Below are 14,621 nucleotides of genomic sequence, written 5' to 3' on the forward strand. Positions count from 1 at the left end.
TGAATAATATAATAGAAAATTAAGTATGGTGGAGGGATAAGATGTCAACTGTATTAGTTAAGGAAGTAGAAAATAAAGTTTTTGAGGAGATAGAGTCATTTAGAGAAGAAAATAAAGTACTGAAAATTTTATTAAAAGAGTATGTAAAGAAAAGCATAGATTATGAGAAATTATTAAAGGAAAGTATGAATTTATTAGACAAATATCAAGAGGAATTAGAAATTTTAAGAGTTGAAAAAAATAGATGGACGGATGAAGTGGTCAAGCATTACTTTAGAATAAAAGACTTGCAAAAATCTCTAGATAGTATAGGAAAAGAAATAATGATATATGAGTTAAATAAAAATAATAAGAAATGTAAGAAAATATATAAAGTTTAAACTAAAAGGCAATTCTAAAGATCTTTAAAGATATCAAAAAGTAGCATTATAATTATGGAAAATATAATAAAGAATTATTATAGGAGGCTAGATATGTTGGATAAAAAATTATATACAAGAACAGAAGAAAGATTATATAGGTATTTTAGAAGTAAAAAAGAATTGAGTAAATTAAAAAATAGGGTAAATCATCTTTCTAATAGAATAGAAATTATAATGGATAAAATTAAAAATAATAATGTAACATTAGAAGAAGAGTCTAGAAGTAGAACATATGATGAAATAGTACAAACCTCTAGTAATGGAACAAGCTATGCGGAGAGGGAGTTAGTAAGGCAAATAGAGAGATTAGAAATAGAATTAGGAGAAAAAATTAAGAAGAAAGGAAAAGTAGAATATAAAATAAGAGAAATAGAAGAAGAAATATCCGTAATGGAGGATAACCTTTCATCACTAAATGAAGAAAATAAAAAATTTATAGAGTTTAAGTATGGAGAAAATAAAAGTGTAGATTGGATAGCTATAGAAATGTTTGGAAGAGCAAGGAGCACAGCTTATAGAAAAAAGAATGAATTAGTAGAACGTGTAGCACAATTGAATAACCTTATAGTATAAACAGAGTTCTTGGCTTCAGAGGGAGTTTTTACTCTCCCTAAAGGATAACGACTTCTTAGGAGTTTTACTCCTTAGAAGTCGTTATCCTTTAGGGGAAATCGTTATCCAGGGACGTAACCGCTCTTTACTTCCACTTTGAAGAAGATGGGAGTATTAGAGCGGGTAATCATCGGATAAAAATATTTTGGGACAAAAATGGGACAAAGTTGGGATAAATAAAGTATTGAAATGAAATATAATAGTATTATAAAAATAGCAGAGGTTTTATTGTATAAGACAACTGCAAAGTATTCATTTAAAAAATAAGTGAATAGTATGAAAGCAAATTAAAATTTACAGCCTTTAAGAATAAGTTAAAAAACTAAATAATTTGGATTGAAAATTTTATCATCCTTAAATAGTGCATTAGATTCGCAAAATAAGTTTTAATGCTTATAACTTCTTATAAGTAAAGTTATAAATTAAGACTTTTATAAAATCTAATGCTTATTTATTTGAAGAAAACTTAAAGGTTGTACAGTAAGCATAGGAGGTGAGCTATATTCAATAATTTATCATAATGAGGATGATTTAAGGTTATGTAATAGGCTGACTAAATAAATGATTAAACTATTGTTAAAAATATTTGCAGAAGAATTAGTAACCTTAAACAAATAAAATTTAATTGAGGAAGGTGAGAAAAAGTGAGAACACCTTTAGAGATTTTGAAATTTAATTTACAAGAAAAACAGTATCCTTATTTTGAGGATAAGGAGCTAGAATTGCTATTAGAAATCAATAATAATGATGTAGAAAAAGCAAGCTATAAAGGGTGTATTCTTAAGGCAATTGCAGATGATGGCATAGAAGTTGCAGGTATAAAATTACAAAGCAATAGGGTTTATTGGTTAACCTTAGCAGAACATTTTAAAGAAGAGCAAAAGATTCTAAAGAATCAGACCCCTATGGAAAGAGTTGATGAACATTAATGAATAATATAAATAGGGCAAAAATAAGCAAAAATATATATGAACAGCTAGAAAAAAGAGATTTATTAAAAGAAATAAAAATATTAAGAATAGGTAAAAATGCTTTTGAAGAAAAACTAGATGAAGTATATGTATGCACTATAAAAGGATATTATTATAAAAATAATAGTAATATAATTACAACTTCTATAGAGGGATTAGAAGTTAATAATTTGTATAATGACAAATTATTAATTATCTATAATGATATAAGCTCTAAAGTACAAAAAGATGATTATTTCATATTAGATGGAACTAAGTATGAAATAGTTGACACAGGAAATATTCAAAACCTAGTATTTGATATGATACTAAACAGGGTGTGATTATATGAGAGAATTTGAAGTAAATATAGATAGCATTATTGATGGATTATCTGAATTTGAAATTCAATCTAAGACTGCTATAAGTAGGTATGCAGATATTGCTGCAAAAAAACTAGAAGAAGATGCTAAAAAAAATGCACCTTGGAAGGATGAATCAGGTAAGGATATTGAAACAATTAAAGGTGGAAAAGAGTGGAAATGTGATAAATGTAATATTTATATTGCTGGAAACAAGGATTACTATCAGTCATTAGAATTATGTAATGATAAAAAATATGCAATATTAAAACCAACTATAGATAAGTTAAGCCCACAAATACTTAAGGGAATGAGTAATTTATTTGGGAAGTGATGTAAATGTCTAAATTTAATTACAAAGTTCCAGGAGATTCCATACAACAAGACCTAATTAATAATGCTATACCTGAAACTTTATGGCAAAAGGTATATTTATATTTAAAAAAATTAGGATATAATGTGTATGCTCCTGGACAAAAGAGAAACAAATGTACAGAAAGCTATGTAGTTATAAAGGAAAATGGTGTCCATGCCCTAGTTGGAAATATATCTGGTTATAAACTATTTGATATTATAGCTTATAGCCCTATGGATCAATATTCCACTATGGAATTTTATGTAGAGAATTTAAAAGAAGCTTTAGAAAAAATAAAAGATTTTAGACTTACAGGGAATGAGACACCAAGCATTATAGATTATGATGTACAAGCTTACACTACAAGCATAGAATATCAACAATTTAAAAGTTTAAGGAGGTAATTTAATGATAAGTGGAAAAACTTTAGTTAATGTTGTGAAAGTTAATTTTATTGATGAGGTAACAAATACAAAACATACAATAGAAACAAGTAATGAAATAGATATAGAACCTATAAACAGTAAGGGTAAAAGAGATATATTAAGGATTAAAAATAAAATTTATGGAATAAATGAAACAGATGATATTGTTATAGGTTACAAGTTAAAAATGAAAGACAATCTATTTAATATAGAAACTATGGCTTTGATAGATGGAGGAACTATACAAGATAATAAATATTGTGGAACAGAAGTAGGTATAGCAGTAGAAAGACATCCATTTACTATGGAAATATTCACAGAAGAAAAAGACTATTCTAGAACCACAGGCTATGTTAAGTTCGTGTATAAGCATTGTAAAGGTAAGCCAGCTAAATATAAAATTCAAGATGGAAAATTTTTAGTGTCTTCATATGAGGCTGAAAGTATACCATTTAGAAATGAAAAACCTGTAGAAATAGAATTTTTAAATAAATTAGAAGAAAATAATAATGGAGAAAAGCCAGGAGAATCTACTCCAATTGAAGATATAGGGGTAGAAGGTGGAGAAGTAGAAAGTAAAAATCCAGATGTGGGAGTAAGTATAACTAACAGGGTAGTGTGGAGTTTTTCAAATAAAATTAATCAAGACGATGTTAACCTAGAAAACTTTATTATAAAGAGAAAATCTGATAATTCTAGAGTAAATGGAAATGTAACTATAGATGATACTAAGAAAATAGTAACATTTGTACCTTATTCTTTAGCAATAGATACAGTTTATATTGCTGAAGCTAGGGAGATAAGTAAATTAGATGGAAGTGGTAAAACCACAGCATTATCCACAGAATTTAAAACAATAAAAATTAGATAGTGAGGGGATAATAAAATGGATTTAAAGTTAACTAATATAGAAGATTTAAAAAAAGTAGCTCAAGGTGAAGTGATTCAGTTGCCACAATTTAGCCAAGGGATACCTTTTAATGCTAGAGTTAAAAGAGTATCTCTTTTAAATTTGGTAAGAAAAGGAGTAGTACCTAACAAATTATTAAGTGCAGCAGAGGAACTATTTTATGGTAAACAGAGTTCAAAAGAAAATGTTGATTTAGCACAAATGACAGATGTTATGTATATTATGGCTGAAAATGCACTTGTAGAGCCTTCCATAGAAGATTTAAAAAGTGTAGGATTAGAGCTTACAGATGAACAAATAGTAGCATTGTTTAATTATACACAGGAAGGTGTTAGTGAATTAGACTCCTTTCGTGAAGAGCCAGAGAATACTGAGTGTAATATCGATAAGTAAACAATATAGACAAAGGCCCAGTGAAGTTATAGGGTTGACTAATGATTATGAGGCCTTTTGTTTTGATGAGGCCTGTGTTTATATATTAAATGAGATTAGTAAAGAAGATGCTAGAGAGCCTAAGTTTAGAGATGGAGATAGAACAAATAAAACTAATAATGAAGATGTTATTCAATGGTTAAACGCTAATAGCAAAAGTTAGTTTTTAACTTTTTGCTTTTTAACCATAAATAAATATTAAAACTATATTATATAAATTTAAAAGGAAATAATAAATATAAAAAGAGATTAAAGTAATAAAAATTTAAATTATTATTTAAATGAAGCTAGAAAACTTTTTATTCCCAAAGGTGGGAGGTGAGAAAAAATATGGCAGTGAGGGTAGGAGAAGCAGTTGCTCAGCTAACATTAGATACTACTGAATTTACAAGGGGCATTAATGGCGCAGGAAGAGAATTGGAAATATTCGTGCATAGAGTTGAGGAAGAAAAAACTAAAATTGAAAAGCTGCAGGAAGCACTAACCAAAAAAGCAAAGACTTTCAGTAACATAGGAAAATCTATGGAAAGGCCTAGTGCTGCGGCACAAAATCTTCTTAAAACTGGGATAAAAAATACTCTTGATGAAGAAGCAAAGAGTAAGAACCCAAAAAAAGGCCCTGCTAATATTGCAAAGGGCAATTATGAAAAAATTCAAAAGGATATACAAGCTTCCATAAAAAAAGTACAAGATTCTTTTGCACAATTACAAACATCTATAGTAAAACAATTAATACCGATATTTAATAATCAGTTAGTACCCATATTGAATAATAAGTTAATCCCAATATTTGCAAAGGTAGCTAATAAAACAATAGAATTAATGAATTCATTTAATAAATTACCCAATCCTGTAAAAAATGCTATTGCAGTAATGATTGTATCAATAGCCGGAGTTGCTAAAACATTTACCGTGCTTGGTAAAATTGTAAGCACTATAAATAATGTAATAGGTGTATTCGGCAAACTAAAAAAAGCTGCTGGAATATTTAGTGTGCTACGAACTTTAATTACTCCCCATACACTTATAATTGTAGCTGCTATTGCAGCAATAGGATTTATAGTATATGAAGTAATCAAGCATTGGGATACTTTGAAAAAATATGCAACTCAGTTTGGAAAATTCATAGGAAATGTATTTAAAGGAATAGGTAAAGTTATAAACTCAATTATACAAGGAGCTATTCATGCATTTCAAGGATTCATTAAAGTACTTCAATGGGTAGGTGGAATGGTACAAAACATAATAAATGGATGTATAGCGATATTTCGAGGCGTTGGAAATATATTACATGGAATTGTACAAGGTTGGATTAATATATTTAAGGGACTAGGTAATCTAGCAGGAACACTTTTTAATATAGGTAAAAATATAGTTGATGGCCTTATAAATGGTATAAAATCTATGTTTGGAAATGTAGGAGCAGCAATAGGAAGCTTAGCAAGTAAAATAGCAGATAGATTCAAAAGCTTTTTAGGTATAAATTCTCCATCACGTGTATTTTCTAATTATGGTAAATCACTTGGAGAAGGTCTCATACAGGGTATTGATAACCAACAAAGTGCTGTAGATACTAAAATTAAAGATATGGCCGATAAGATCAAAGGCTTAGGTAATGTAAGAGCAAATTTTAATGGATTAAATAATATGTCACTTAGTGGAGCGTATGGTGGTACTGGAGCATATGGTGGTACTTATGGATCTCCATATGGACTTAATAATATGAGTAAAAGTATGGGACTTACACAAGATATAAAAATGTATGTAACTATACCAAATGCAGATAAAGAAGGGGCTACTAAGATAGCTAATGAATTTAAACAAATGACAGAAAGTTCTATGAAAAATGTTATGACAGGATTATTTATGAATGATGTATTAAGAGATTAGGAGGTGGCTTGTATGAACTTAAATAGAATAAAAGATTTTAAAGTAGATCTACTTTATGAAGATGGAAAAAATACAGGTGGCGTAATAACTAATTATAAGCCACCTCGTCCTGCTTATTTTCGTAAGGGTATTAGAACAGTACAAGGATACACATATTTTGAAAAAGGTGTTAAAAGTGATTGTATTATTGAGTTTACAGTTGTTTTTAATATAAAAGGAGAAAATGATGATGAAACACAAAGTAATATAACTAAGTTTTTAAACTTTAGAAAAAATTATTCAGGTAGATTCATATTTGTAGATGAATTTGGAATTCAATACAAAGGATATTTACAAAATAAGTTTGAGATAGATACTCCTATCGAAGGTGATATATATTATATAAATTTAGAGCTTTTATGTAATCATGAAGCTAGTGGATGGGTGAAGGATAATGGCAAAGTGTAAAGTAGAATTTTATAAAAAAAATGGATATCAGGCTTTTGAAGATGGTGATGCTAATAAAATAATATTAGAACATTGTTTAGTGTCAGTAAAAATAAATAGAAATTTAACTACACCTACTGCTGAAGCTACGATTACAGCGCAATATGAAAATCTACCTACTGCTATTTTTGCAGGGGGAACGCAAGGCGTAATAGATAATTTTGCACAGGTAAAAATTTATATAGAGGATGTACTTCAATTTGCAGGTGTAATAAAAAAATATGATTATAATACACTTGATAAAACGATAGAAATGACTTGCCATGATATGTATTATAGAATGCTAAATTTATGTGATAAGGAATTAAAATTCTATAATAAAACTGCAACAGATATAATTTCTACTGTTGTATCAGATGCTAAATGTAGTTTTCAAAGAAGTGGAGGAAATAATTATACTGTACCTAAATTAGAATGCGAAATAGGTACTATGTATAATGATATAATTGGTAATTTAGTAGAAACTATGTATGCTAGAATAAGGGCAAACAAAAGCGGTACAATAGTGTTAGAAGAACAATATCCTGCTTATAGTGAATCAAATCATGAATCAAATCATCATGATTATGTCTTATCTGTTGATACTAATTTATCTAGTGAAACTGCCAGTAGAGATTCTAATTTAATGAGAAATATATTAAAAATTTGTTGTAATGATAAATATTCTATTTTTGAATCTAAAACCATGACTAGTTATTTAAATGGCGAAAGATGGGTAGACATAATTGATAATCCATTAGCTAGTACTTCATTATTAAAACAAAAGGTAGCAGGATATAAATTTTTAGATATGTGGAGAGAAAGTACTGTTTTAAATGTAGTGCCAGTAGCTGGAATACCTAACATTGATTTAGGACAAGTAGTTAAATTAGTAAATAATCAAAGAGGTAGTGGTTGGTATTTAATCGTTGGAATAAGTACAGAAATAAATGCTGACACATATGTAGATACATTGCAATTACAAGGTATGAGAGATAAAAGGAAGGTATATGAACAATGCACCCAAATAGGCGGTGGAAAATTAAAGCAATAGTAGGTGATTAACATGGCACATATGGGATATAAAAATTTTAGAGAGCCAGTAGTCTATATTCTAGATCAAGAATTAAGAAAAAGGGATTTTAAAAATCAAATAAATACAAGTCAAGATTCAAAGTATACTGGTGAATTACCTGAATATCCATGTAGAATAATTAGAGATAGCAATAATAAAGCATATAAATTTATATATGCTAATGGAACAGATATGCAATGGCAAGAAGAACTAATTAGAAATGCAGAAGGCAGAGTATATAGAATCAAAACAACCTATCCTAATAATATAAATAAAACAATACAATTAATTAAAGATAGTCATGGTAAATTAGAAATAATAGATTATGTATAGGAGGTGGCAATAATATGGGATTACCTTCCTATGTAGTTAACTTTGATGAACTTTCAGATCTTATTAAAGATTATTTACAAAATGGTGTAAAAGTTGACATAGGCAATATAAATTTTTCTACTAAAGATATGGAAAATTTATTATCACAAATTAAAGATAAAATACAAGGTGTAGATTATAATGATTTAATAAATGCTTTAAATGCCTTAGGTGTAAAGTTAGATAATTTAAGTGGAAATTTAGGTATATCAGGTACACAAAAAATTTATGGAAAAATGCTAGAGATTCCTGCAATAGAAGGAAAGCATATAATAGGATTTAAGGGAAATGGACAAATAACAGGTATAACATATTCACAATCAAGCTGGAGATTTGAAGATAGCTGGGATTTGCAAATAGGCAATGATAAATTATTTGAAGGTGTACGTACTAAAGAATATGGTGAACATAAATTTTTCAATGTATTTTATCCTATAAATGGGACAGTTGAGTTTATTTACAATAATATTAGTGGAACGAGTAAAGTTTTATGGGTAGATTTTTGTGTATTGGAGAGTTAAATTATGAGTTTACCTAAATATATAATTAATTTTGATGAGCTTACAGATAATTTAAAAAATAATTTATTAAGTTTGATAGATGATAATATAAGAACTAATTATCCAGAAATAAATACAAATAATATACAAGAGTTATTACAACAATTAAAAGATCTATTGCCAAGCGTACAATATGAAGGTCTAAAGAAGAAAATTGATTCTTTAATATATAGAAAAATTGAAGGCATTCAAAAGGTAAAAGGTATATTATTAGACATCCCAGCAATACAAAATGATTATAAAGAGCAATTTAGATTTGATAAAGATGTATATATTACAGGACTGCATTTTAATCAAACAGGCTGGAAAAAGGATGATAGATATAGCTTAGAAGTTAATAAAATGAAAATAATAGATAATGCAACAACTAAGGAAATAGGAGAGCATAAATACTTTAATACATTTTATAAAGTAAGTGCTAATACTCTTATTTCTTTTATTTTGCATAATTTAAGCGGCAATAGTAGGCAAACAATGATAGATCTAGAATATATAGATGGAGAGGATTCTAGTATTACAGTAGAACCACCGCCAAACATAGAAGATATTCCAAATGATTGGGACATAGCAGTAGTAATGAATTGGGAAGAGAATACAGACGCAGATATAGATTTGCATGGATATATAGAAGATAAACATGTTTGGTATGGTAATAAATACCATGATGGATTTTATCTTAATTTTGATTATACAAGTCATAAAACAAACAAAAATCCTGAAATAATAAGTGTTAAAGGATACAAAAATAAAAAGCTTCATATAGGTGTAAAGAATTTTAATGGAGTAAAACTAAAGGATCCTGTAACTTTGGAAATATATCAATATAGACCTTATGGTAATAAATTGCTTAAAAAATTTAATGTGAATTTAGATACAAATAGAGGGTTAAAAGATATATTTACAATAGACTTAAATACTTTAAAAATAACAAATTTAAATAAATAATTGATAACAGGGGGTAGATAAAATGGCTACAGATAATTTTTATTGTGTAAATGGGAACACAAGTGTAAAAGATATAATTAAAAACTTAACAAAAGAAATAACACAAAATGCTGGAATTTATAAATGGGATTTAGTTTGCCCTAGTTCAATAGATAAAGTTAGAAATTTTAGTTTGATAAAAGCTACTACATCTTATGGAAAAGAATTTTATATTAGATTTGAAAGGACAGCAGCATTAACTCCAACAAGTGAGGAACAAAAACTATTGGATAAAGAAAGGTACAGTAAACCATTTACTGAACAGGAAATAATACTTCTTAATAGATATGTTGAGGCTATGCCTTTAACAAGCTTTGAGAAAAATTTAATAAAGAAAAATTTAGATTCATTAAATATAGATGAACAAAATAATTTGCAACAATTACGAATGAGAAAAAATATAACAAATGATAGAGAGCTATTTTTGCTTAGAAAATATTATAATGGTGAAAGTCTTTCTACTGCTGAACAAAATGAATTAGACACTTATAGGAATGCACACAATTTAACTGCTCAAGAATTGATAGATTGGAGTAAACTCAAAACCAATACAAAACTTTATACTGATTCTATAATAAATATACTTTATAAACAATATGCTGGATTGGGATTATCTCAAAGTGAACAAAATTCTTTGGCAAGTTATAGAAATAGTATGGAACTGACACAAAGCGAAAAAGAAAAATTAGCAATGTTAAAGGGTAGAATGGACAATAGAAACCATATGTATATAACTATAGGTAAAGAGATGCATGACACTAAAAAAATTGTAGAGGTAGATGGAGAACAAAAAGAAATAGATATTAAAGATTTAGTAGAAGAGAGTTGTTCTGTACCATCAAGATTTGCATGGTATAAGAAACTTGCACCAGAAATAGGTGAGTGGCTACCTATAGAATATTATATAAATATCACAAAAGATTCAGTGAATATAATACTAGAAGGGGATAAAAGTGCAGATAACTACCCTTATAATAATAATTTAACAAGTTATGCTTATATTGGGGCTATTAGACCAATGGAAGATTCAGCATCCACAGATGATAAATATAACTTTGGAGTAGTTACATCTTCAGATATACCACCATTTTTTACAAAAAAGTTTGGTGAAAGAACTGCTACAGGAATTACAGATGTATGTATGATAGGTAATAAAATAGGTATGCCGATGCAGCCTCATTATCCTGAATTTAGTACAACAACAACTTTTGTAGATAAATGTAATACGGAAGGTAGCAGGTGGAATCATAAAAAACATAAATTTGATGAAATTATTTTGTTTCATCCTGTTGATGGTGAAAGAGGAAAGCTGATTAATGTATTAGCTGGGGATAGTAATGGAATATGGGATAAGGATACGCTAGTTTATAAAAAAGGTACAGAGGAAGAAGAAAATTATAAAAAGTTTAAAATTACAGCACCATATAGTTTAATGAACAATAGTCCTAATCCATTGTATTGTATCGCAATCAGATGGTATAAATCAGAATAGAGGTGGTATAAATGCCCCTACATAAAATTCCCCTATGTAGTTTTAAGTATGTAGGGGATAATACTCTTTCTAGTGGAATCTTTATATATGATACTAGAGAAGGTATTGCTAAAAATAATAATATAACTAAGTTATATTATAAAAAAAATATAGAAATAGAAAAAGGTAGTATCTCCAATTTGTTATATAAAGGTGATACTAGAATAGAAAAGCTTTATAACAAATTATTTTATAAAGAAAATAATTCTATATATAAAATATATAATTATAATTTAAGTGTTAAAGATAGAAAGATAACTAAAGGATTAGCTAAAGATTTAAGTGTTAAAAATAGAAAGATAATTAAAGGCTTACCTAAAAATTTAAGTAAAAATGATTTTAAATTTATAAAAAACAAAAATTATAATTTGGAAAAAATAAAAATTAATGAATTTACAAGAAATAAAATTGTTCATTTAGACATTTATAAGGATTTAGGATTTACTAGAGAGCAGCTAAAACAAGTTGGAATAATTAATATTATCGAATTAAATAATTCTAACAATATTTTAAATTTAGAGGATCATAAAAAATATAAGGATATTAATATAGGCTATAATATTAGATCATTAACTAGAAACTTTTTTAAAGGTATTGATATAAACCATAGTGTTAATTTGCAAATATATAATAAAGCTACAGAAATAAGTAAAGGAAAAATTATTATAGTAGATAAATTAAAAATAAGAAGTCTTCACATTATTAGAAATAATATAAATATAAATATTGATGTCATTAGAAAGATAGGTATTAAAGAGAATATTATTAATGTTAGTAGAAGACATGAAAAAAGAGTAGATATATCAACAAATATTTACTTATATAGAAAGATAGGAAAGCAAATATATTTAAATAATTATACTAAATTGTCATACAAAACAAATAATTTTAAACTTAATAAGCATAATTGCATAAATGTATTAAGAATTTATCCTACAGATATTATGAGATATATTTATAGAAAGTTGTTCTATATTAATACTCTAAATACAATATATAAAACTAATAATATTTTAGGATTAAATAAAAATAATTTTCATAAGATAGGGAAGCACAGCATAGTAGTTTTAGAAAAAAATATTACAACCAATATTGTTAGAACTGGTCTATTTCTTATTGAAAATAATAAATTTGAAAATATCTATAAGGGTGAATCATTAGGTTTAAATAAGGATAAAATTAAAATTTCAAAAAGAATTCATATGAATTTAATTAAAAAATCAAAAATAAATATTTTTAAACGGTTTTTTAATTTCAGAGATTTAAAGATAATTAAGAGATGGTGGGTATTAGAAGCAACTGACCCTAGAGATGAGAAAATATTACCTATAAAAGATTATAATTATTCTAATAAACCATTATTAGTGAACAGTAGGATTAAGCCTTATGGAAATTTAATAGAACAGAATAAACATCCTATATCTTATGCACCATATATGGATTCCCAAGGAACTGATTTAAATTATGGTAAAGAAGAAATGCAATTATCTATAGAAATAATGATAGATATGATAAATATAGTAGGAATGATAGTCCAGCATAGTTCTAGTCAATTAGCTAATGTAAGTGGACAAGAAGCTATAGAATTTATTATGGAATTATTATTAGATTGGCTTAATATGGAGACTACAATAGAAGCAATGAACAAAAGTGGAAGCAGAGAACACTATTTAAGAACATATAGATGGATGAGATGGGAAGCTGAAAAAATATGGTTTATGGCGGACAAAGATCATACACAAGATAAGATGATGGGAATTAAATATGCAGGTATGTTATTTGCTAATTTAATAGACTACATGAAATATCACCATTTTGATGTAGTACCATTATGGAGAAATTTAAAATATATGGATATAGAAAGACAGTTTAATCGTGTAGCATTTAATGGAGATGTCATAAAGACTTTAGATAAACTAAAGGGAAATAGGCACTATATGATAGAAACACAAAATTTTGAAAAGAAAAATATATTAGGGGGTAAATAAATATGGCTTATGGGAGAAATGAATTTGGATATTATGATGGATATCAAGCAGTAGCAAGTAGTAATCAAGGGAGTTTTAATAATCCTAGACAAAAAATGTGGATGGTACAAAGACGAAGTGATTATGGATGGAGAATTGAATTAATAACTAACTCCTTTGAAGCTGCAAAAGATAAAGCTAGATTTTTGTTAGATTGTGGTGGAGAGTATATGAATATAAATAGAGTTATGGTATCTGAAATAGTACCAATAGATAATGTTATTACACCATCTGTATAGGAGTTGATATTGTGAAACTTATACAAGTTAAAAATGGATTATTAGAAGCCGAGAATTTTTTCTTGGCTTCTTCTTTTTCTGATTTCGCAGGAGAATGTAATGTAACTAGGGACATTAAAACAGGTAAATTAAAATTAATAAGTAATAATAAAATGGAAAGAAAATTTGATTATAAAGAATTTGTTCTTGAAGTTGAAAAAGAAAATTTTAGTGATATGAAAGATATGGATTATTCTATGCTTTATTTAGGTAATAGCGACTATATTTTTGGTATTAAGGATTTAAAATTAAGTGAACAAAATAGATATTGGAAAATACTTAAGAAAGATAATTATATACAAGCTTATTCAAGTAATGATGGTAAAAGTTATACAAATATAGGTGGAATGGAATTTATAGAGCCACTTACAAAGCAAGGTCTCATGAAGTATAGTGATGAAGATTTTATATTAAATAATTATAAGGTTTACTCTAACCCCTATGTAACTATTCAGAATTTCCCAGAAAATACTTTATGCGAATTATATGATTTAGATAACAAATTAATTAAGACTAGATTATTTAATTCAGATATGGAATGTAAGGTTTTTATAGATGGTAACATGATGGGATATTTTACATTTAAAGATATGGATGGAAAAGTAATATATACTAGCGATACTCTTAATTTACAGTATGGGGATATGTGGGTATTCAGTCCATATAATTTTGAGATTATATATCATGGAAATGTTGTAACTAATATTAATCCGGCTATGCTTCAAGATTTAGAAGAATTAATAACAATTAAAAATATAGGTGATAAGGATTATAGAAATATTAAAATAGGTACAGAGACACCGAGTAATGATTTAATTCAGTTGTCTTTTCATGGTGTAAATTATACAGATTCTTTAATTATAGATAGTATAAAACAGGGTGAAAGTAAAGAGATATATGTAAAAATAACTAAAAATGCAGAAAATCATAATTTTGCAGTTAGGGATTTTCACTTAGTTATCAATGAATAG

General features: G+C 27.2%; 18 protein-coding genes and 1 pseudogene. All 19 read left to right on the forward strand.

Annotation, left to right across the window (positions count from 1 at the left end):
• Positions 1-41 precede the first annotated feature (41 nt).
• The 19 genes and pseudogenes from ACYUEW_RS07385 to ACYUEW_RS07475 all read left to right on the forward strand — a co-directional run bounded on the left by ACYUEW_RS07385 (position 42) and on the right by ACYUEW_RS07475 (position 14,621).
• Positions 42-380, forward strand: a complete 339-nt coding sequence (locus ACYUEW_RS07385) for a hypothetical protein (RefSeq protein ID WP_460276522.1) — start codon at positions 42-44, stop codon at positions 378-380.
• 93 nt (positions 381-473) lie between these two features.
• On the forward strand, positions 474-995 hold the full coding sequence (locus ACYUEW_RS07390) for a hypothetical protein (protein WP_043032286.1): 522 nt from the start codon (positions 474-476) through the stop codon (positions 993-995).
• Positions 996-1,678: 683 nt separating this feature from the next.
• A complete protein-coding gene (locus tag ACYUEW_RS07395; protein WP_043032284.1) occupies positions 1,679-1,963 on the forward strand; it encodes a hypothetical protein in 285 nt (94 codons plus the stop codon).
• A complete protein-coding gene (locus tag ACYUEW_RS07400) occupies positions 1,963-2,328 on the forward strand; it encodes a hypothetical protein (protein WP_043032283.1) in 366 nt (121 codons plus the stop codon). Before ACYUEW_RS07395 ends, ACYUEW_RS07400 begins: the two co-directional genes overlap by 1 nt.
• 4 nt (positions 2,329-2,332) lie before the next feature.
• Positions 2,333-2,680, forward strand: coding sequence for a hypothetical protein (locus tag ACYUEW_RS07405; protein ID WP_043032282.1), 348 nt, complete (start codon positions 2,333-2,335; stop codon positions 2,678-2,680).
• 5 nt (positions 2,681-2,685) lie between these two features.
• Positions 2,686-3,105, forward strand: a complete 420-nt coding sequence (locus ACYUEW_RS07410; RefSeq protein WP_460276523.1) for a hypothetical protein — start codon at positions 2,686-2,688, stop codon at positions 3,103-3,105.
• Positions 3,106-3,109: 4 nt separating this feature from the next.
• Positions 3,110-3,997 carry an Ig-like domain-containing domain gene (locus ACYUEW_RS07415; protein WP_043032280.1) on the forward strand — a complete coding sequence of 296 codons (888 nt, stop codon included), beginning with the start codon at positions 3,110-3,112 and terminating at the stop codon, positions 3,995-3,997.
• Positions 3,998-4,012: 15 nt separating this feature from the next.
• On the forward strand, positions 4,013-4,429 hold the full coding sequence (locus ACYUEW_RS07420; protein WP_460276524.1) for an esterase: 417 nt from the start codon (positions 4,013-4,015) through the stop codon (positions 4,427-4,429).
• A 34-nt stretch (positions 4,430-4,463) separates the two neighbouring features.
• A complete protein-coding gene (locus ACYUEW_RS07425; protein WP_043032278.1) occupies positions 4,464-4,631 on the forward strand; it encodes a hypothetical protein in 168 nt (55 codons plus the stop codon).
• Positions 4,632-4,798: 167 nt separating this feature from the next.
• Positions 4,799-6,358 carry a hypothetical protein gene (locus tag ACYUEW_RS07430; RefSeq protein WP_460276525.1) on the forward strand — a complete coding sequence of 520 codons (1,560 nt, stop codon included), beginning with the start codon at positions 4,799-4,801 and terminating at the stop codon, positions 6,356-6,358.
• 12 nt (positions 6,359-6,370) lie between these two features.
• Positions 6,371-6,805: a hypothetical protein gene (locus ACYUEW_RS07435; RefSeq protein WP_043032276.1), complete on the forward strand. Its 435-nt coding sequence runs from the start codon at positions 6,371-6,373 to the stop codon at positions 6,803-6,805.
• Positions 6,792-7,877: a hypothetical protein gene (locus ACYUEW_RS07440; RefSeq protein ID WP_043032275.1), complete on the forward strand. Its 1,086-nt coding sequence runs from the start codon at positions 6,792-6,794 to the stop codon at positions 7,875-7,877. The genes ACYUEW_RS07435 and ACYUEW_RS07440 overlap by 14 nt, the downstream gene beginning before the upstream one ends.
• Before the next feature lie 12 nt (positions 7,878-7,889).
• Complete coding sequence (locus ACYUEW_RS07445) at positions 7,890-8,231, forward strand: hypothetical protein (RefSeq protein WP_043032274.1); 342 nt, start codon at positions 7,890-7,892, stop codon at positions 8,229-8,231.
• 14 nt (positions 8,232-8,245) lie between these two features.
• A pseudogene (locus ACYUEW_RS07450) lies at positions 8,246-8,788 on the forward strand (caspase family protein); the annotation flags it as partial.
• Between the two features lie 6 nt (positions 8,789-8,794).
• Positions 8,795-9,775 (forward strand): hypothetical protein, encoded by a 981-nt coding sequence (locus ACYUEW_RS07455; RefSeq protein WP_043032272.1) that lies wholly within the window; start codon positions 8,795-8,797, stop codon positions 9,773-9,775.
• 22 nt (positions 9,776-9,797) lie between these two features.
• Entirely contained in the window at positions 9,798-11,306 is a 1,509-nt protein-coding gene (locus ACYUEW_RS07460; protein WP_043032271.1) for a hypothetical protein, read from the forward strand.
• An 11-nt stretch (positions 11,307-11,317) separates the two neighbouring features.
• On the forward strand, positions 11,318-13,333 hold the full coding sequence (locus ACYUEW_RS07465; RefSeq protein ID WP_460276526.1) for a hypothetical protein: 2,016 nt from the start codon (positions 11,318-11,320) through the stop codon (positions 13,331-13,333).
• 2 nt (positions 13,334-13,335) lie between these two features.
• The gene (locus ACYUEW_RS07470) at positions 13,336-13,611 is read left to right on the forward strand and encodes a hypothetical protein (protein ID WP_043032269.1); all 276 of its coding nucleotides are present in this window, start codon (positions 13,336-13,338) and stop codon (positions 13,609-13,611) included.
• Between the two features lie 11 nt (positions 13,612-13,622).
• Entirely contained in the window at positions 13,623-14,621 is a 999-nt protein-coding gene (locus tag ACYUEW_RS07475; RefSeq protein WP_460276527.1) for a hypothetical protein, read from the forward strand.

Source organism: Clostridium sp. CTA-1, from assembly GCF_054768215.1.

What these genes read in the sequence shown, in the direction of transcription:
- ACYUEW_RS07385 (WP_460276522.1), top strand. Translation starts at nt 42, where the DNA reads ATGTCAACTGTATTAGTTAAGGAAGTAGAAAATAAAGTTTTTGAGGAG.
- ACYUEW_RS07390 (WP_043032286.1), top strand. Translation starts at nt 474, where the DNA reads ATGTTGGATAAAAAATTATATACAAGAACAGAAGAAAGATTATATAGG.
- ACYUEW_RS07400 (WP_043032283.1), top strand. Translation starts at nt 1,963, where the DNA reads ATGAATAATATAAATAGGGCAAAAATAAGCAAAAATATATATGAACAG.
- ACYUEW_RS07405 (WP_043032282.1), top strand. Translation starts at nt 2,333, where the DNA reads ATGAGAGAATTTGAAGTAAATATAGATAGCATTATTGATGGATTATCT.
- ACYUEW_RS07410 (WP_460276523.1), top strand. Translation starts at nt 2,686, where the DNA reads ATGTCTAAATTTAATTACAAAGTTCCAGGAGATTCCATACAACAAGAC.
- ACYUEW_RS07415 (WP_043032280.1), top strand. Translation starts at nt 3,110, where the DNA reads ATGATAAGTGGAAAAACTTTAGTTAATGTTGTGAAAGTTAATTTTATT.
- ACYUEW_RS07420 (WP_460276524.1), top strand. Translation starts at nt 4,013, where the DNA reads ATGGATTTAAAGTTAACTAATATAGAAGATTTAAAAAAAGTAGCTCAA.
- ACYUEW_RS07430 (WP_460276525.1), top strand. Translation starts at nt 4,799, where the DNA reads ATGGCAGTGAGGGTAGGAGAAGCAGTTGCTCAGCTAACATTAGATACT.
- ACYUEW_RS07435 (WP_043032276.1), top strand. Translation starts at nt 6,371, where the DNA reads ATGAACTTAAATAGAATAAAAGATTTTAAAGTAGATCTACTTTATGAA.
- ACYUEW_RS07440 (WP_043032275.1), top strand. Translation starts at nt 6,792, where the DNA reads ATGGCAAAGTGTAAAGTAGAATTTTATAAAAAAAATGGATATCAGGCT.
- ACYUEW_RS07445 (WP_043032274.1), top strand. Translation starts at nt 7,890, where the DNA reads ATGGCACATATGGGATATAAAAATTTTAGAGAGCCAGTAGTCTATATT.
- ACYUEW_RS07455 (WP_043032272.1), top strand. Translation starts at nt 8,795, where the DNA reads ATGAGTTTACCTAAATATATAATTAATTTTGATGAGCTTACAGATAAT.
- ACYUEW_RS07460 (WP_043032271.1), top strand. Translation starts at nt 9,798, where the DNA reads ATGGCTACAGATAATTTTTATTGTGTAAATGGGAACACAAGTGTAAAA.
- ACYUEW_RS07465 (WP_460276526.1), top strand. Translation starts at nt 11,318, where the DNA reads ATGCCCCTACATAAAATTCCCCTATGTAGTTTTAAGTATGTAGGGGAT.
- ACYUEW_RS07470 (WP_043032269.1), top strand. Translation starts at nt 13,336, where the DNA reads ATGGCTTATGGGAGAAATGAATTTGGATATTATGATGGATATCAAGCA.